The organism is Halomonas sp. IOP_14 (assembly GCF_021021315.1).
Lineage (GTDB): Bacteria > Pseudomonadota > Gammaproteobacteria > Pseudomonadales > Halomonadaceae > Vreelandella > Vreelandella titanicae.
Genome location: NZ_JAINWD010000017.1, coordinates 81,688 through 100,359, shown reverse-complemented (window position 1 = coordinate 100,359; position 18,672 = coordinate 81,688). Strand labels below are relative to the sequence as shown.

General features: G+C 55.7%; 16 protein-coding genes. 9 read left to right on the top strand and 7 right to left on the bottom strand.

The genetic code is table 11. The features are described from left to right. Positions 1–15: 15 nt before the first annotated feature. The 6 genes from dinB to K7H09_RS13590 all read left to right on the top strand — a co-directional run bounded on the left by dinB (position 16) and on the right by K7H09_RS13590 (position 5,267). Complete coding sequence (gene dinB / locus K7H09_RS13615; RefSeq protein ID WP_230804930.1) at positions 16–1,062, top strand: DNA polymerase IV; 1,047 nt, start codon at positions 16–18, stop codon at positions 1,060–1,062. Positions 1,063–1,193: 131 nt separating this feature from the next. Next, positions 1,194–2,021: an alpha/beta fold hydrolase gene (locus K7H09_RS13610; RefSeq protein WP_022520022.1), complete on the top strand. Its 828-nt coding sequence runs from the start codon at positions 1,194–1,196 to the stop codon at positions 2,019–2,021. 9 nt (positions 2,022–2,030) lie between these two features. Beyond that, positions 2,031–2,279: a YkoF family thiamine/hydroxymethylpyrimidine-binding protein gene (locus K7H09_RS13605; protein WP_027957380.1), complete on the top strand. Its 249-nt coding sequence runs from the start codon at positions 2,031–2,033 to the stop codon at positions 2,277–2,279. Positions 2,280–2,408: 129 nt separating this feature from the next. After that, positions 2,409–3,428: a TRAP transporter substrate-binding protein gene (locus K7H09_RS13600; protein WP_230804921.1), complete on the top strand. Its 1,020-nt coding sequence runs from the start codon at positions 2,409–2,411 to the stop codon at positions 3,426–3,428. Beyond that, entirely contained in the window at positions 3,425–3,937 is a 513-nt protein-coding gene (locus K7H09_RS13595) for a TRAP transporter small permease (RefSeq protein ID WP_230804919.1), read from the top strand. The genes K7H09_RS13600 and K7H09_RS13595 overlap by 4 nt, the downstream gene beginning before the upstream one ends. 25 nt (positions 3,938–3,962) lie before the next feature. Then, positions 3,963–5,267, top strand: a complete 1,305-nt coding sequence (locus tag K7H09_RS13590; RefSeq protein ID WP_022520018.1) for a TRAP transporter large permease — start codon at positions 3,963–3,965, stop codon at positions 5,265–5,267. A gap of 78 nt (positions 5,268–5,345) precedes the next feature. Here K7H09_RS13590 and gabT read toward each other — a convergent pair whose 3' ends face one another. The 6 genes from gabT to csiR all read right to left on the bottom strand — a co-directional run bounded on the left by gabT (position 5,346) and on the right by csiR (position 12,009). Next, positions 5,346–6,623, bottom strand: coding sequence for a 4-aminobutyrate--2-oxoglutarate transaminase (gabT, locus tag K7H09_RS13585; RefSeq protein ID WP_027957377.1), 1,278 nt, complete (start codon positions 6,621–6,623; stop codon positions 5,346–5,348). A gap of 94 nt (positions 6,624–6,717) precedes the next feature. After that, complete coding sequence (locus K7H09_RS13580; protein ID WP_230804917.1) at positions 6,718–7,656, bottom strand: GGDEF domain-containing protein; 939 nt, start codon at positions 7,654–7,656, stop codon at positions 6,718–6,720. Next, a complete protein-coding gene (locus K7H09_RS13575; protein WP_141439966.1) occupies positions 7,643–8,452 on the bottom strand; it encodes an EAL domain-containing protein in 810 nt (269 codons plus the stop codon). The genes K7H09_RS13580 and K7H09_RS13575 overlap by 14 nt, the downstream gene beginning before the upstream one ends. A gap of 265 nt (positions 8,453–8,717) precedes the next feature. Next, positions 8,718–9,932 carry a CaiB/BaiF CoA transferase family protein gene (locus K7H09_RS13570; RefSeq protein WP_041157608.1) on the bottom strand — a complete coding sequence of 405 codons (1,215 nt, stop codon included), beginning with the start codon at positions 9,930–9,932 and terminating at the stop codon, positions 8,718–8,720. Positions 9,933–9,974: 42 nt separating this feature from the next. Beyond that, positions 9,975–11,153: an acyl-CoA dehydrogenase gene (locus K7H09_RS13565; RefSeq protein ID WP_022520013.1), complete on the bottom strand. Its 1,179-nt coding sequence runs from the start codon at positions 11,151–11,153 to the stop codon at positions 9,975–9,977. A gap of 136 nt (positions 11,154–11,289) precedes the next feature. Then, the gene (csiR, locus tag K7H09_RS13560) at positions 11,290–12,009 is read right to left on the bottom strand and encodes a DNA-binding transcriptional regulator CsiR (RefSeq protein WP_022520012.1); all 720 of its coding nucleotides are present in this window, start codon (positions 12,007–12,009) and stop codon (positions 11,290–11,292) included. A gap of 361 nt (positions 12,010–12,370) precedes the next feature. On the opposite strand from csiR, the gene K7H09_RS13555 reads away from it, so the two are divergent. Genes K7H09_RS13555 through K7H09_RS13545 form a run of 3 tightly spaced genes read left to right on the top strand, consistent with a single transcriptional unit; the run spans position 12,371 to position 15,952 of the window. Then, positions 12,371–13,342, top strand: coding sequence for a TAXI family TRAP transporter solute-binding subunit (locus K7H09_RS13555; RefSeq protein WP_027957372.1), 972 nt, complete (start codon positions 12,371–12,373; stop codon positions 13,340–13,342). A 46-nt stretch (positions 13,343–13,388) separates the two neighbouring features. After that, a complete protein-coding gene (locus K7H09_RS13550; protein WP_009286764.1) occupies positions 13,389–13,901 on the top strand; it encodes a DUF1850 domain-containing protein in 513 nt (170 codons plus the stop codon). A gap of 32 nt (positions 13,902–13,933) precedes the next feature. Continuing rightward, entirely contained in the window at positions 13,934–15,952 is a 2,019-nt protein-coding gene (locus K7H09_RS13545) for a TRAP transporter permease (protein WP_041157609.1), read from the top strand. Positions 15,953–16,070: 118 nt separating this feature from the next. Here the strand turns inward: K7H09_RS13545 and K7H09_RS13540 are convergent, their stop codons facing one another. Continuing rightward, positions 16,071–18,596, bottom strand: coding sequence for a penicillin-binding protein 1A (locus K7H09_RS13540; RefSeq protein WP_230804915.1), 2,526 nt, complete (start codon positions 18,594–18,596; stop codon positions 16,071–16,073). Positions 18,597–18,672: the final 76 nt, after the last annotated feature.

Genomic DNA, 18,672 nt, shown 5'->3' with positions numbered 1-18,672 from the left:
TTGGAAGGCTAGCCGGTGCGCAAAATCATTCACTGCGACTGTGACTGCTTTTATGCAGCAGTGGAAATGCGCGATAATCCCGCGCTGCGGGATATACCGATTGCCATTGGCGGCAGCGTCGAGCAGCGCGGGGTGGTCGCCACCTGCAACTATCCCGCCCGCGAATTTGGCATTCATTCGGCCATGCCGATGGCCCAGGCACTCAAGCGCTGCCCGCATCTCACCGTGATTCGCGGTGAGATGGCCAAATACAAAGAGGTCGCCCGCCAGGTCTTCGCCATTTATCGCGATGTGACTGAACTGATCGAACCGCTCTCCCTGGATGAGGCCTTTCTGGATGTCTCGGAGGTCACCCAGCATCACGGCAGCGCGACACTCATGGCCGAAGCGATCCGCGAACGGGTCAGCCGCGAAGTGGGGATCACCGTTTCGGCGGGCGTAGCGCCCAACAAGTTTCTGGCCAAAATTGCCAGCGACTGGAACAAACCTGACGGCCTGTGCGTGATTACGCCGGATAAGGTCGATAGCTTCGTACAACAGTTACCGGTCAAGAAAATCCACGGGGTAGGGCCCCGCACGGCCGAGAAACTGGCAGGGCTGGATATTCACACCTGCGCTGACCTGCGTACCCGCACGCTAACCGACCTGGTCGAGCACTTTGGCCGTTTTGGACGGCGGCTGCATGAGCTGAGCTGGGGGCGGGACGAGCGCCCGGTGAAAACTCACCGGGAGCGCAAATCGGTCAGCACCGAACAGACCTACGCCCAGGATTTACCCAACCTCGATGCCTGCCACCGAGAGCTACCCGCGCTGATCGAAGATTTAGAGCGCCGCTATGCACGGCTTGACCCGCCACTGGCGGTGCGCGGGCTAATCGTAAAAGTGAAGTTCAACGACTTTACTCAAACCACCGTCGAACACGCCGACCCCGCGCCTAACCTTGAACAGTTTGAAAGCCTGCTTAACGTTGGCTGGGCACGCGGCGAGCGCCCCGTGCGTCTGCTTGGCGTGGGGTATCGGCTGGCGGACAACAGCCAGGAGCATCAGCTGTCGTTGTTTTAATTAGCCTGTTAATCCTTTTGTCGATTGACGCTCATGCAGTAGCGCGTTAAAACAGATGTATGATAGGCGGCATAAATAACCATGTTTCACATTAGCCGTCTTCCTGCCTTTTTTAACGCGCGAGCCTTGCCATGTCTGCTAATGCTGCCCAACGTCCCCGTTTAGTGTTTGCCCATGCCAATGGTTTTCCGGGCTTAAGCTATCGCAGCCTGCTGAACCCACTGGCAGAGACCTTTGATCTGCACCCTCTGGATCGCCTGGGTCACCACCCTGACTACCCCGTTAATCATAACTGGGGCAACTTGGTGGATGAGCTGCTGAGCTATCTACCCGAGACGGATACGCCGCTTCTGGGCGTGGGGCACTCTTTGGGTGGCACGCTAATGGCCATGGCCGCGGATAAGCAGCCCGAGCGCTTCTGCGGGGTGATTATGCTTGATCCCCCTTTGATGCTGGGGAAGGACGCCTGGGCAATGAAAGCCGCCAAGCGGTTTGGCTTTGTGGATCGGGTTACTCCTGCTGGAAAAACCTTGGGGCGGCGCACTGTGTGGCCGAGTCGCGAAGCGATGGCAAGCTCGCTGGGTCGCCGGGGGCTGTTTCGTCGCTTTACCCCGGAGGCGCTCAACGACTACATTGAAGCAGGGACGCGCTTGCTAAACGATGGTAGTGCAGAACTGACCTTTGATCCTGGTATTGAGGTGGAAATTTTCCGCCACCTGCCGGATCACCTCTCGCGCCTGCCGCAGCGTTTGGGCGTGCCGTTAGAACTGGTGGCGGGCAAAGAGTCCCACCTATTGACCGCTTCACGTATAAAACGCTTGAAGCGTAGAGGGCTATCGGTGAGTGAAGTCCCCGGTACGCATATGTTCCCGATGGAGCATCCGGACGAGACCCGTGCCGCTATTTTGGCTGCCTGGCAGCGTTTATCCAGCGTCCGTCAGCCCCAAAACACAGCGTAAGGAGGCGTTATGTATCTTTCCGTACAGCTTAGCTATTACCCGTTGGCCGATGACTTCAAGCCGGTGGTCAAAGAGGTGGTGAAACGCCTTGAGGCGACGGGATTGGAAGTACACCCGAATCGCATGAGCACCCAGGTATTTGGCGAGTTCGATGCGGTCATGGCGGGACTGAGCGAGGTGATGAAGTGGTCGTTCGAAACCCACGGCAAAGCGGTCTTCACGGCCAACTTTCTCGAAGGCGACCGCCGACCGCGTTAATCACGCAGCAAACGCCGCCCACTGGGCGGCGTGTCGTTGTCTGGTCCGTTCGCGTCGCTATGGGACATAAATGGTTCCCAAATGACTGTAGTTTAATCCCTATACCAATCAAAAATAGGGGTTAAAAGAATGTTCCATCCTGCTGATTTAAATAACAAATTCCCTCATTCAGGTAAAAAACTTTCGATAGCGCTAGGGGCACTACTCGTCAGTGGCTATGCGCATTCCCAGTCGGTCAGTATGGACTTCTCCAATGAGTATAATGCGTCCTCCATTCATGCTCAGGGCGATGCCTATTTTATTGATAAGCTTGCCGAATTAACCGATGGCGATATGGATATCACGCTGCATACGGGTGGCTCGCTCGGCTTTAATTCCGGTGATCATTTTTATGGCGTGGCCGATGGCGCCGTCGAGATAGCGGATACGCTCTCGGGCACCATGAGCGGTATCGATTCGCTGTTTCTACTCTCTTCGCTGCCCTTTATTGTCGACGACGTTGCCGATGCGCGGCGGCTTTATGACATAGCAAAACCCTATTACGAAGAGGTGTTCGCCGATAATAACCAGGTGCTGCTGTATGCCTCGCCCTGGCCGCCGAGCGGCATCTGGTCTGAAGACGAGATCGCGAGCCAGGATGATCTCGAGAACCTGAAGATTCGCACCTTTGACCGTAACGGTACCGAGACATTTAGAAATGTAGGTGCCTCGCCGGTCAGCCTGTCCTGGGCCGATGTGGTACCCCAACTGGCCACCGGCGGTATCGAGGCGGTGTTAACGTCCGCCGAAGCGGGGGCCAATGCCAGCTTTTGGGAGCACCAGAATTACTTTGCCGGGGTTCAGTACGCCATTCCTCTTAACATGGTGCACATGAATCGCGATGCGTTCGAATCGCTTACCGACGCGCAACAGGATGCGGTCATGGAAGCGGCCAGCCTGACTGACCAACACAACTGGGAAGCGGTTGAAACGCGTACCGAAGAGAACTATCAGACGCTTGGTGAGCACGATGTCGTGATCAGCGATCCCGTCTCGGACGAGTTGCTAACGCCTCTCAAGGAAGCTTTCAGTGGCGTGGTCGAGAGCTGGCTGGAGAATACTGGTGATGACGGCGAGTCGATTCTGAGCGAGTTCCGAGGCGCCGAATGAGGGCGCTCAATGTCATTGAGCGTATCTCTAAACTGCTCAATCGGGTCGGTGCTGTCATTGCCGTGCTGCTCATTATTTATATACTCGGCCATATCCTGTTAGAGATAGCGCTGAGGCTGTTTGGCCACTCGACGTTTATCCTCGATGAGTATATCGGCTATGCCGTGGCTACGATGTCCTTTTTAGGCCTGCCTTATGTGCTGGAGAAGGGCGGGCTGATCCGTGTCTCTCTGCTTCTGGAACGCTTTCCTGAAACCATGCGCTGGCCGCTGGAGCTATTCAGCAGCTTGGTAACGGCAGGTTGCTTTGTGTGGCTCTCGACCTTCTGGTTTCAGAATGTTCTGCGTAGCTACAGCCGCGGCACCGTCAGTGAAACCATGGCAGAGACGCCTATTTGGCTGCCGGAGAGCGCCATCCTCGTGGGCATGTGGTTAATTTCCATCACGCTGTTAGTCAGAGCCCTAAAAATAATGGCTCTGCGTTCAGGCTACTCGTCTAGCGTCAATTGAAGCAGCGACTAATAGGAAAGGCGTTATGGATATTTTTTGGTCGGCCGTCGGGGTCGGCGTACTGCTGTTGTTCTTTTTGTCGATGGGCACCTGGATTTTTGCATCCATGCTGGCCGTGTCCATTGGCTCGCTTTGGCTGTTTGGCGACTTCGGTGCTGATCGTATCGGTCTGATTTTTTCGCGAATTCTCTATCGTGCCAGTAATAGCTGGGAGTTATCGGCTATCCCGCTGTTTATATTGATGGGCGAGCTGATTTTTCGCTCCAATATTTCCGAGCGGCTTTTCAAAGGGCTGGTGCCGATCACCCGCCATTTGCCGGGCGGCATTCTCCACACCAACGTGCTTGGCTGTACGCTGTTTGCGGCGGTGAGCGGCTCCAGCGCGGCGACGACCGCGACGATTGGCAAAATCACCACCCAGGAGCTGAAAACGAGGGGGTACGATCGCAACCTATCGATCGGTTCGCTGGCGGGCGCCGGTAGCCTGGGGCTGTTGATTCCGCCTTCGATCGTGATGATCGTCTATGGCGTTCAGGCGGAAGTCTCCATTAGTCAGCTGTTCATGGCGGGGGTAGTGCCGGGCCTGTTAATTGCGCTGCTGTATAGCGTGTATATCGGCGCGAGGACCTATTTGTCGCCGTCGTTGGCACCCAAACAGGCGGCGACTGACCAGAGCGTAGGGCAATCCATTCTGCTTCTGCTGCCCGTGCTGGTGTTGATCAGCATCGTGATTGGCTCTATCTATAGCGGTATTGCCACACCCTCAGAGGCGGCGGCGGTGGGCGTGGCCGCAACGCTGGTGCTGCTTGGCGTCGAGCGCCAGCTTTCGGCGCGGCTGTTTATCGAGGCGTTCAGAGGCACGTTAATCACCAGTATCATGGTGTGCAGCCTGTTGATTACCGCCACGTTGCTCTCCACGGCGATGGGCTACCTGCACCTGCCCCGGGAGCTTGCGGAGTGGATCGCCGCGCAAAACTTTACCCCGATGTCGTTGTTGCTGGCGCTGGCGGTTTTCTATGTGGTGCTGGGGCTTTTCCTGGACGGTATTTCGATCACCGTGATGAGCCTGCCGATTACGCTGCCGATCGTACTGCTGGCGGGGTTCGATCCCATCTGGTTTGGCATCTTCCTGATCATCATGATCGAGCTTGGCCAGATAACGCCTCCAGTCGGATTCAACCTGTTTGTGCTGCAAAGCCTGACGGGGGAAAGCATCAGCCGGGTGGCCCTGGCAGCGCTACCTTTCTTCCTGCTGATGTGCGTGGCGGCCTTGATCATCAGCTTATGGCCGGATATTGCCTTGTGGCTGCCTCGCTTTATGGCGGAATAAGCAGGTTAGGTATCCACACAAGTAAAAACGCCGCCCCAAATTTGGGCGGCGGTTTGGTTCTTGCTGACTAACGCTTAATTACACCAGTGAATCCAGGCAGGACTCAATAATATCCAACCCTTCATTGAGCACGTCATCTTGAATGGTGACAGGCATCAGGAAGCGGATGGTGTTGCCGTACATGCCGCAGGAAAGCAGGATCAAGCCCTCTTCGCGGGCTTTCTTGCACAGCGCGGCAGCCAGTTCAGGGTTAGGCGTGTGATCGGCTTTGTTCGACACCAGCTCAAATGCAGCCATGGCGCCCATGTTGCGCACGTTGTCGATGCAATCAAACTTGTCTGCCCACACATTGAAACGCTTGGCCAGCTTGTCGCCCAAAGCCTGGCTCTTCTCCAGAATGTTCTCTTCTTCAAACACTTCCATGACCGCCAACGCGGCCGCACAGGCGGTGGGGCTGCCGGTGTAGGTGCCGCCCAATGAGTTAGGGCCTGAAGCATCCATCACCTTGTCAGTACCTACGATGGCGGAGATCGGCATGCCGTCGGCCATACTCTTCGCCATGGTCATAATGTCCGGCTCAACGCCGCTATGCTCGATGGCAAACATTTTGCCGGTACGGCCAAAGCCTGACTGCACTTCATCGACTATCATCAGCATGCCGTGCTCATCGCAGATTTCGCGAACCTTGGTCAGGAAGCTGGTAGAGGCCGGGTAGAAACCGCCTTCGCCAAGCACCGGTTCGAGCACGATGGCCGCGGTATCTTTGGGGTTGGCATCGGTTTTCAGCGTCATTTTCAGGCCGCGAATGGCTTCGTCTTCGCTAACGCCGTGGTAAGGCACCGGGTAGGGCGCACGGAAAACGGTGCCCGGCATGGGGCCGAAGTCGCTCTGGTAAGGCGCCACCTTGCCGTTCATGGCCATGGTGAAGAAGGTACGGCCGTGGTAGCCGCCATCGAAGCAGATAACGTTAGAACGGCCAGTGGCGGCGCGGGCGATCTTGACCGCATTTTCCAGCGCTTCCGCACCCGAGTTGGCCAGCATGACTTTGGCATGGCCACGAACGGGCACGATGTGACTGAGTTTTTCCGCGACTTTCACGTAGCCTTCATAAGGCATGACCGTTTGGCAGGTATGCATCAGCTTATCGAGCTGGGCTTTTACCGCTGCGACCACTTTGGGGTGACGGTGACCTACGTTGAGTACGCCAATGCCGCCTGCGAAGTCGATAAAGCGGTTGCCGTCCGCGTCCCAGATTTCAGCGTTTTCAGCGTGGTCGGCGAACGCCGTTGCGGGGCTTGCAGCGCCAGCAGCGACGTATTTATGTTTTAGCTCGTTTAGTTCGGCATTGCTGCTCATGGCTTACTTCCTAATTGATGAGGATTGATCTTTTAGCATAGTGCTTAATAGGGGTGCCTGATAGGGGCCTGATTGTGAAGTTTAAAAGCGTTGCTTACATGAATGACGAGGCAATGACAACACGATTACGCCCCGTCTGTTTAGCTTGGTACATAGCTTTATCAGCACGATCAAGTAACCGTGTGCCCGAGGCTTCAACGTAGCTGGTAATCCCCGATGAGAGCGTCATCGTTAATTGGTGCTTAGTAAACGTTTGTTGCGCGACGCTTTCACGAATGCGTTCCATGCCTTGGTAGGCTTCTTCAGAATTTACGCCTGGCATAATGATTAAAAACTCTTCACCGCCCAATCGTATGTGCAAATCGGTATCGCGCAGTACAGCACTCACTAAGGAGGTGATCTGTTGTAAAACGCTATCGCCCGCGCTGTGCCCATAGGTATCGTTGATCGCTTTGAAGTCATCCAGGTCATAGATCGCGATGCTGAAAGGTGTTCCATATCGCTCGCAGCGCTTGATCTCTTCATCCAGGCGCTGCAAACCGGCACGACGGTTGAGCAGCTCCGTTAGCTCATCGTGGTGAGCCAAATGATCCAAGCGCTCATTAGCCTGCTTGAGCCGCTCTTCTAGCTGTTTGCGCTGGGTAATGTCGATTATGAAAGTGACTTTACGCGGTTCGCCGTCGTCAGCCTCAATACGCGCAGCTTCGGCGATGATGGTGCGTATTCCGCCGTTTTTGAGAACCACATCCCACTCTTGGCGCAGCTCTTGATCCTCGTTGCCCTGCATAAACTCAGCATGCAGCGCTGATAAAATCGCATGGTTCTCTTCGGGCACTACGTGGGTAAGGTGCTGGCCTAAAAGCTCTTCCTGCCGGTAGCCATAAAATTCACAGTAAGCTGGATTGACCATTTCAAAGTGACCCGAAGGGGTTGTAATACAGATTCCAATCGGTGCCGCTTTGATAACGTTTTCGGTATTGCGCTTTGAGCGGTTAAATAACTGGTAGAGTCTGTCGAGACTAATCTCTTTCATACACCGCTCCTGAGCTGCTATCTACTTCATTTTTTAACCCCACTAATAGCGGAACAATATTGGTGCACAAAGTGTTAATCGCCGGTTTTGCGTAGTAGAAACCCTGCTGATGAACAATCCCCGCGCGGGCGAGCCATAAGGCTTCGGCACGAGTCTCGACACCTTCGGCGATAAGAGTCATATCGAGCTCTTGGGCGAGCAGGATGATCGCGTTTAACAGTGCTTGGCGGCGAAGATCCTTATCGCAGTTCATCACCAGCTCACGATCGATTTTAAGTTTATCGGGGGTTAAGTCAGTGAGCAGGTCAAGGTTGGCGTAACCATTGCCAAAGTCGTCAAGCGCCGTTTTAAAGCCCATGGAGCGGTAAGCATCGATGATATTGCACAGGTGCTGCCGGTCGCGGACGCGCTCGGTTTCGGTGATTTCAAAAATTAGCCGATGAGTTGGCCAACCCACCCGTTTTGATACCGCTAACGTTGCCTGGATGCAGGCTTCGGGCTCATAAACGGCGTTGGGCAGAAAGTTGATCGAAAGGTCGGTTTGCATATCCAGTGCGCTGGCCATTTCGATTGCTTTTACCCGGCAGGCCTGATCAAAACGGTAGAGGAGCTCATCAGTCACTTGCGAAATGACGCTCCAAGCGGATTCACCGCACGGCCCACGAACCAGTGCTTCATAGGTGACGATTTGGGCCAGCGATAGATCCACGATTGGCTGAAAGGCCATGGTGAACTCAAAGGGCAAGTCGCCTTCACAGCGTTTGCAACTGCCATTGACGCGTGCGCACTGGCTCATAGCTGCTCCTGAGGGATGGGTGTTGGATGGCGCTGTTAATGCCATAACATTAGATAGATTAATGCCTATAGCCTATGTTGAAGCATTCAACGCTCTTAACTTTAGGTCTTAATATACGTTTTGTATAGCTTTTGTACAACCATGGGTTGCGAAGCATTAGCCAGGTGCCTGCTTCTTGGCTTGCAATATTGGTCGGTTCTTTTGGCTTAAAAAAAGGCGCCAAGTAGGCGCCTATAAGAGGGAAGTGCATAAACCATTAGTGCTATTAAATGATGCCTGCTGCGCGAAGCGCAGTGCGCTGCTCCAAGCTAATACCAAGTTCTTCCAGCACGCTTTCCGTATGTTGGCCTAAGTGGGGCGGCGCCGTAGTGGCGCTCATTTGGGCACCGTTAAAACGGATAGGGTTAGCGACCAGATCCACCTGACCTGCTTGGTCGTGGGGCAGGGTCTGCTTAAGTCCGCGGGCTTTCACATGGGGGTCGTCGAACACCCGATCCAGCGTATTGATCGGCCCGCAGGGAACGCCTACGGCTTCAAAAGCGGCTAGCCATTCATCAGTGCTGCGCTGGGCCAACGCCGCTTCCAGCTGCGGAACGAGTAGAGCACGATTGTTTACCCTGGCTCCATTGGTGGCAAAGCGTGGATCTTCCGCCAAAGCCGGTAGTGACAGCACCGCGCAAAAACGCTTGAACTGCTCGTCGTTGCCGACAGCCATAATCATATGGCCATCCTGGGTGGCAAACGCCTGATAAGGCACGATGTTGGGGTGAGCGTTACCCAATCGCTGGGGCACATTGCCGGAGGTGAGGTAATTGAGTGCCTGATTGGCGAGTACGCCTACCTGCACATCCATTAATGCCATATCGATATGGCAACCCTCGCCGCTATCACGGCGCTGATAAAGCGCCGCTAAAATTGCATTAGCGGCATATAACCCGGTGAATATATCGGTAAAGGCGACGCCACTTTTTACCGGGCCACCGCCGGGTTCACTGTCGGGCTTGCCAGTTAGGCTCATGATCCCGCCCATGGCTTGGATCATAAAGTCATAACCGGCGCGGTGAGCGTAAGGGCTCTCCTGGCCGAAACCGGTAATCGAACAGTAGATCAACCTAGGGTTGAGCGCCTTTAAGCTAGCGTAATCCAGCCCGTAGCGTTTCAGGCCGCCAACTTTAAAGTTCTCTATCAGCACGTCAGAGTTAGCGACTAGCTGCTTGATCACTGCCTGGCCTTCGGGCTTGGCCATATCGACCGTCAGCGAGCGTTTACCTCGGTTAGCGCACAGGTAGTACGCCGACTCTTCACTGCCCGCCAGCCAAGGAGGGCCCCAGTGGCGGGTGTCATCGCCGCTACCGGGGCGCTCTACCTTAATCACATCTGCCCCCATATCCGCGAGCATTTGTCCGCACCAAGGCCCGGCCAGTACGCGGGAAATATCGAGTACTTTTATACCGGCCAGTGGTTTGGTTGGCTCGTTCATAGAGGCTCCGTTAATAAATGACAAGTGATCAAGGTGCGGTGATTAAAAGAACGACTGAATGCCTGTCTGGGCGCGACCCAGAATCAGAGCGTGTACATCGTGGGTGCCTTCGTAGGTGTTTACCGACTCCAGATTGACCATATGGCGAATAACACCGTACTCGTCGGAGACGCCGTTACCGCCGTGCATATCGCGAGACTGGCGGGCGATATCCAGCGCTTTGCCGCAGTTGTTGCGCTTGATCAGCGAGACCATTTCCGGTGCCCAGTTGCCGCTATCCATTAGCCGGCCCACCTGCAGGGCTGCCTGCAAGCCAAGGGTGATCTCGGTCTGCATATCGGCGAGCTTTTTCTGGATCAGTTGGTTGGCGGCCAGCGGGCGGCCAAACTGCTTGCGGTCGAGGGTGTATTGGCGCGCTGCGTGCCAGCAGAACTCTGCCGTGCCCATCACACCCCAGGCGATGCCGTAGCGGGCTTTGTTGAGGCAGCCGAAGGGGCCTTTCAGGCCACTGACGTTGGGCAGCAGGTTCTCTTCGGGAACAAAGGCGTTATCCAGCACGATCTCACCGGTAATCGATGCGCGCAAAGAGACTTTGCCTTCGATTTTGGGCGTGGTGAAACCTTCGGTGCCGCGCTCGACAATAAAGCCTTTAATCTGATTGTCGTGAGCCGCTGATTTCGCCCATACCACCGCGATATCGGCAATTGGGCTATTGGTGATCCACATTTTTGCGCCAGTCAAGCGGTAGCCGCCGTCGACTTTTTCCGCGCGGGTAATCATGCCACCCGGATCAGAGCCGTGGTCGGGTTCGGTCAAGCCAAAACAGCCAACCATTTCACCGCTGGCAAGCTTAGGCAGGTACTTGTGCTTCTGCTCTTCAGAGCCATAGGTCTCGATGGGGTACATTACCAACGATGACTGCACACTCATGGCCGAACGGTAGCCGGAGTCTACGCGCTCCACTTCGCGGGCAATCAAACCGTAGGCTACATGGTTAACGCCTGCGCCGCCGTACTCGGGGGAAACGGTGGCGCCCAGCAAGCCAAGCTCACCCATTTCGGTCATGATCTCGCGGTCAAAGCGCTCTTCACGGAAGGCGGTTAGCACGCGGGGCTGAAGGTTTTCCTGGCAGTAGTCGTAGGCCGCATCGCGGATCTGGCGCTCTTCATCGGTGAGCTGTTGTTCCAGAAGTAGCGGGTCGTCCCAGTTGAAATGCGTCATGGCGTAGATTCCTCGGATAGTGGGAAGGAATAGATGCAAAATAGCTTGCAGCCAATGTATCGCCGTTTTTTTAAAATATCTACATTTTTTTAAAACGTAGAACTTTGGTCTGGGACGAAGAGCCGAAGCGAAAAGCTCAGCCGATGCCGCGCTCTTGAAGGACGCGGGTAATGATCGGTACGGGGGTCATCAGGTGATCGCGCATCAGGGTGTCGGCTTCGGCGGTATCGCGCGCCAGAATGACATCGACCAGCGCAGCGTGCTCCTGGCGCTTAAGCTCCAGCGCCTGGGACGACATCACGGTTTCCTGCAACCACAGGTGGCGGTAGCGCTCTACCTGGTCAAACAGGGTGTTGCGCATTTGCAGTAGGTGAGGGGAGTTGCAGCCGCTGGCAATGGCGGTATGGAAGGCTTTGTGGCGCTGATCCCAGATGTCGAGCAGGTCGTTGGGGGTGTTGATGTCGGTGACCTTGGCCAGCCGATGTGCGGTAGCCAGCACCGTGGCTTCCCAATCGTCGTCGCCGCGCTCTATAGCCAAGCGCAGGATCAGCCCTTCAAGCTGAGCCCGGGCGTCGTAAATATCGTTGAGTTCGGCCAGCGACATGGGTGCTACCCGGTAGCCGCGCTGGCTTATCGCGACCACAAGGCGGTCAGAGACTAACTGCGATAGCGCTTCCCGTAGCGGCCCGGTGCTGGCGCCGTACTGCTCTTTGAGCCTGCTCATCAGCAGCTTCTGCTCAGGCGCATAGCGGCCACGAATAATGTCGTGCTTGAGTTGGCGGTAAGCACTAATGGCGAGGTTCTGCCGCGGCGCGCCTTTATCCCGACTATTGTCCTCTTTAAAACCGGGCTCCATAGCAGTGTGGCTCCTATCCTGAATCAATAATAACGGTGGGGTGGGCGAAATTGACGGCCATTATCAATAAATAATAACAATTCGGCATAAAATAAGACATTTATGCGGGATTTCAGGATTTTAATAGCTGGCTATTCGATCCAGCTGCTGGGCGGTTACACCTTCTGAGGCACTCATGGCTGTATGAGGTAAAGGCACTGCTGCGCTGATAACGCCCTATTAGCATCCAACGCATAAGCCGTGCTAACTTCACCTCCACCGCTTCCGGTTCGTCGTGACGGCAGCCAGAAGCTGGGGCTTCAACACCTCCTTTTTATCGTCAACCATACCTATAAGTCCAAGCAGGACGGAGGAAATGCTCATGAAAACTCTACGCTCTCTATACGCCACAGCCGCTGCCGCTTCTATGCTCGCGGTTGCACTTCCAGCAAGCGCTCAACAACTCTCAATCGCGACTGGCGGTACTGGTGGCGTTTACTACCCTATCGGCGGTGGTTTTGCCGAAATGATCAACAACCATATCGAAGGCGCTCAGGCGACTGCTGAAGTGACCGGTGCCTCGGTTGAAAATATGGGCCTGATCATGCGCGGTGACGCGGATCTTGCCCTGGCTCTGGCCGATACGGTCTATCAAGCCTATACCGGCACGGATGATTTTGAAGGTCGCCAGATTGAAAATACTCGCGCACTGGCGTCGGTTTATCCCAACGCGGTACAGCTGGTGACCCTGGCCGAGTCGGATATCGAATCGATTGCTGATCTAGCGGGTAAGCGCGTTTCCGTCGGTGCACCGGGTAGCGGCACCGAGCTGAACGCCCGTGCATTGCTTGAAGCCAATGGCATTAGCTATGAAGACTTCACTCCCCAGCGCCTTAACTTCAACGAAACCGCTGATGCCATTCGAGACGGTGATATCGACGCCGGCTTCTGGAGCGTTGGGCCACCCACCAGCTCGATTCTCAACCTGGCAGCCACCCGCGATATTCGCCTGATTGGCTTGTCTGATGAAGAGGTAGCCAATGCCCAGGAAGAAGAAGCGGTATTTGCTCCCTACCAGCTTGCTGCGGGTATGTACGACGGTATGGACGAAGCCGTTCAGACCATCGGTATCCCCAACGTGCTGGTCGTTAATGCCGATATGGACGAAGAGCTGGCTTATCAACTCACCCAACTGCTGTTTGAAAACACCGATGAGCTGATTGCGGTTCACCCGGCGGCTAACGACACCACCGTTGAGTTCACTATGGAGTCGACCCCCGTGCCGCTGCACCCGGGCGCACTGCGCTATTTCGAAGAAGTCGGTGCTGAAATCCCGGATCGTCTGCGTCCTTAATCGTGTAATGATATTTTCATAATCAGATTGCCATAAGGACATTGCCATGCAGTGGCAGCGACGACTGATGGCGCTACTGATTGCATGTTGTCCGTTCGCCGAAGTGGGGGCTTCCCCCGCTTCGGCGTCGGCGTTTATGCGCCTAGCCGTGGTGACCGAACAAGGCGACACGCTAGTGGATGAAGCGGTGCCGGCTGACGGTCGCTGGTGTATTAAGTGGCAGCACTCCGTTGAACATTTCACGGTGCTGGACTGCTATCGTAATGTAGCGGGCGTCATGCAATTAGAGCGTAGCCATCAACCCGATTTCGCCGCAGGGCTTGGGCATATTTTTGGCCGCGGCGAGCAGGTATCAGACGGTGAGGGCGGTTACTGGATTAATGCCATTAACGAGCCTGTAGCCAATAACCGTTATGTGTTGAGGGTAGGTTCACCGGCTGTTAATCATCGTGTGGTGTGGCCTGGCGGTGAGCATGCGCCAGTGAGCCTCAGTGAGCACGCCGCTGGACAACGCGTAACCATTCAGTTGATAGACCCTCACGCATCCCCGCGTGAATAAAAACGACATTAGTTAACGCTTCCGAGGACTTCATGAGCGAATCCAATCAACCGTCGAGCGTGGTGCCCGGCGGTAATGTGATTCAACCCCGCATGGTGCTGTGGTCGATCACCATTGTGGCGGTGGGTCTTTCCCTGTTTCAGCTCTACTCTGCCGGTATTCAGCCCTTAGGGCTTTTTTATCAGCGCAGTATTCACCTGGCACTGATTATGGTGCTGGCATTTCTAATGTTTCCAGCCTTTGGGCCCACTCGCAAACGTGGTGTATTGGGCTGGGGGCTTGATCTAGTGTTTTTTGCCGGGGCGATTCTCACCGGTGGTTACTTGGTACTCAACCTGGATGAGATTTTTAGCCGTGCAGGGTTCTGGAATGAGACCGATATTCTGGTCGCCTGTATTGCCACGGTGACGGTACTGGAAGCCAGCCGTCGCGCGGTAGGTTTTGGTATGACCGTGATTGGCCTCTTGGCGATTGTGTATGCCTTTGCGGGGCCGCGGGGCGAGCTGCCGTGGCTTGGCGAGTGGATGCCGGGCATTCTGGAACACCGCGGATACACCATTGATCGAGTTGCCGGTCAACTCTACTTGGGGCAAGAGGGTATTTTCGGCCTGCCGCTAGGCGTTGCGGCGACCTATATCTTTATTTTTGTCCTCTTTGGTGCTTTTTTGGAGTGCACCGGGGCGGGTAAATTCTTTATCGATATGGCCTATGCGGCGACCGGCCGCCAGCGTGGCGGGCCAGCCAAGGCGGCGGTATTGGCGTCGGCGGGCATGGGCTCGATTTCTGGCAGCGCGATTGCCAACGTGGTCACCACCGGTGCTTTTACCATTCCATTGATGAAGCGGCTGGGCTACAAAGCCAAGCAGGCAGGTGGTATCGAAGCGGCGGCCTCGACCGGCGGGCAAATCATGCCGCCGTTAATGGGGGCCGGGGCGTTCCTGATTGCTGAGTACACCAATACGCCGTATCTGGACATCGTCAAGGTCAGTATCCTGCCAGCGATCATGTATTTCGCGACGGTGTACCTGTTTGTGCATATCATCGCTCTCAAGCAGGGCATGCAGGGGCTACCCAAGGATGAACTGCCGCAGATGCGCCAGGTCATGAAGGATGGCTGGCACTTCCTGCTGCCGTTGGCGGTGCTGGTCTGGCTGCTGGCGATGAGTATGTCGCCCATGCGGGTAGGCTACTACGCAGTGATCACCATTTTGGCGGTAGCGGTATTGCGCTATGTGCTGTGGTTCTTCTTTGTGGCGCCCAGGCAGGGCCAGCCAGTGACCGCAACGGCCGTTAAAGACGTGGTACGTACAGGCTTTGCCAAGCTGATCGAGGGCTTGGAACTAGGTGCTCGCAATGCGGTAGCGGTTTCCATGGCCTGTGCAGTCGCCGGGATTATCGTTGGGGTAGTGGGTTTAACCGGCTTGGGACTGAAATTCTCCTCCATGATGCTGGCTTTCTCCGGCGGCAACCTGGTATTGGCGCTGGTGATGGTACTGTTGGCAAGCTTAGTACTGGGGATGGGGCTGCCCGTTACCGCCAGCTATATCGTGCTCATCGTCCTCGTCGGCCCTGCACTGACAGCCGAGTTTGGTGTGCCGCTGCTGGTCGCCCACCTGGTCGTGTTCTGGTACTCCCAGGATTCCAACGTGACGCCTCCCATCGCCTTGGCAGGCTTTGCCGGGGCGGCGATTGCGGGCAGTAAGCCGATGGAAACCAGCTTCCAGGCGTGGAAATTTGCCAAAGGGCTCTACCTGATCCCACTGTTTATGGTCTTCAACCCTGAGATTATCATTGGTGGCCCGGTGCCGGTGGTCATCTGGAATGGAGTGATTGCCATTCTGGCATTAGGTGCCTTTGCCGCGGCGCTGGAAGGCTATCTGTTTACCAAAATGTCGTGGCTACCGCGCATCGCGATTACCGCCGCGATCTTTGGGGTGTTCTATCCTAATCTGATGACCGAAATTGCTGGTGTCGCGGTCATGATCGTCGCCATTGGTGCTAACTGGTTGGCCAGTAAGCGCGAAGCACCTGCGACCCCCGTTAGTGGTTAAACGTTAGGCGACCCTATATACAGACCCAAAGGTAGCCAGTAACAGAAAAGGCCCGGAGAGATAATCTCCGGGCCTTTTGCTTGGTGTGCTACAGGATTGACTGGTTTAGAAGATCGAGTTAGAAGATCGACTCAGCGGTGCCTGAACCCTCAGAACCACTGGCTTCTTCCAGCTCGCGGCTGATACGGCGCTGCTGGTAATCCGGCAAGTGATCCTTATGGAACAGTTCAGTGATACCTCCAGACTGGCCGTCAGATAAACGTTGGCCTGTCGTTGGGTCTACGCGCGCAGTGACAATCGTCGCGGGGCGCTCGGGCACGGCGTTTGGCGTACCTTCCAGGGCATCCCCCATAAACTCTACCCAAATGGGTAGCGCGGCCTGAGAACCATACTCAGAAATGGTCTCGTTGCTGTCCTTACCGACCCATACCGTAGTGACTAGATCGCTGTTAAAGCCCGCAAACCAGGCGTCACGCTGGCTGTTGGTGGTACCAGTCTTGCCGACGATATCCTCACGGTTAAGGCTCAGTGCGCCGCGGCCAGTGCCCGAGGTGATAACGTCACGCAGCATATCGCGCAGAATATAGACAGCGGCCGGGTCGGCTACCCGTTTGGCGATCGGGTATTCGCGGCCATCAATTTCCACTGTCTCCTGGTCTTCGGCACAGCTGGGGCAGGCAACCTGCGGCGTGGCTTCATCAATCAGCTCATTGTCGTCGTCACGGGTAACCCGCTCAATAAACCAGGGCGACACCTGGAAACCACCGTTGGCGAGCACCGCGTAAGCGTTGGTCATTTCCATCGGCGTTAAGCTCGCACTGCCTAGCGCTAATGATAAGCCACGAGGGAGCTGGGCGGGAGAGAAGCCGAAGCCCTCCAAAAAGTTAATCGTGTAATCCAGCCCCATGGTTTGTAGAACGCGAATAGTGACTAGATTGCGCGAACGGGCAAGGGCTGGACGTAAGCGCATAGGGCCTTGAAAGTCACGGCTGGAGTTGACCGGACGCCACAATGAGTTACTGCCATCGTCGAGAACCACGGGCGAATCGTTAACGACGCTGGCGGCGTTCATCTCTCCATCCTCAAGGGCCGCTAAGTAAATAAACGGCTTGAAGATAGAGCCTGATTGGCGTCGTGCCTGTACAGCACGATTGAACTTACTGGCGTTAAAGTCGAAACCGCCCTGGAGTGCCAGGATAGCACCCGTTTGAGGGTCTTGAGCGACCAGCGAGCCTTCGGTATCCGGCTGTTGAGAGAGGCGTAGCGAACCGTCTTCATTCTCAATGACGCGCACCATATCACCCCGTACAGCAATCTCCTCAGACGAGCTGGGTGCAGCTCCGCGGCTCCGCGGGCTCAGGTAAGGGCGTGCCCAGTTCAAACCTTCCCAGCCGATCGTCTGTAGACCATCGTTGCGAGTTAGCACCTGCATTTCGCGGCCGCTACTTTCTACCACGATGGCGGGCTGAAGCAGGCCATAATTGGGCGTGCGCTCAAGCACCTGAACCCAGTTGCTGACGTCGCCCTCGATCCCTTCGACTTCCGTTTGGCTGCGCTGGGCGGCTTGGCGTGCGGTTTGGCGAATTTCGGGAGACTCAGAAAGCTCCTCCTCCAGGCCTTGGGTCGCGGTTTGCTCCTGGGCCTCGACAAGGCTTGCCGCGATCTCACGCTGCTCCGGCCCGCGCCAGCCATGGCGAAGGTCATAGGCCGTCAGGCCGTTGGCCAGCGCTTGGCGGGCAAAGGGCTGCAGCTCGCTATCAATCGTAGTGTAAATACGATAGCCACCGGTGTAAGCGTCATCGCCAAAGCGTTCCACGGCATACTGACGTGCCATTTCGGAGACATAGGCGGCATCGACTTCAGCTTGGGTATAGTGGCGGCGGGCCGTTACAGGATCCTGAACCGCTGTCTGATAGGTGGCATCATCGATGTAGCCGAGTTCGCGCATACGGAACAGAATCCAGTTGCGACGAATCAGCGAACGCTCGGAGTTAGCCAGCGGGTTAAAGGCAGAAGGTGCCTTGGGCAACCCCGCAATCATGGCCGTTTGCGCTAGGCTAAGCTCGGCGAGGGGTTTGTCGTAATAGGTTTCAGCGGCGGCAGCGATACCGTAGGCGCGATTGCCCAGGAAAATCTTGTTCACGTAAAGTTCGAAGATTTCCTCTTTATCGAGTATCTGCTCCATTTGTAGTGCCAGCAGGATTTCACGAATTTTACGCGTAAACGTCTGATCGAGTGTCAGCATATAGTTACGCGCGACCTGCATGGTGATCGTCGAGCCGCCCGATTGGATATCGCCACTCATCGCAAGTTGAACCACCGCCCGCGCCAAGCCCCGCGGGTCGACACCTGCGTGGTCAAAATAGCTGGCATCTTCGGCGGCGATCAAGGCATTGATCATATCCTGCGGAATTTCATCAAAATTGATCGCCATGCGGCGCTCTTCGCCGAACTCGCCAATCAATTTACCGTCTTGGGTGAAAATACGTAGCGGTGTGTGCAGTTCGAAGTCCTGCAGTTGGCGGACGTCGGGCAGCCCTGGGGCAAAGTAAATGGCGGCCCCCACCACGGCTAAGGCAGTGGCGCCCACCAACGAGACGATGAGGAAAAACAGCGACACAATAAGGGTTCGAAGAAACGTCATGTACGAAGAGCACCCTGGGAAGAATGAAAAGATCGGCATCTAAACAGCCGTATCATGCAATTGGCAGCCATTATAG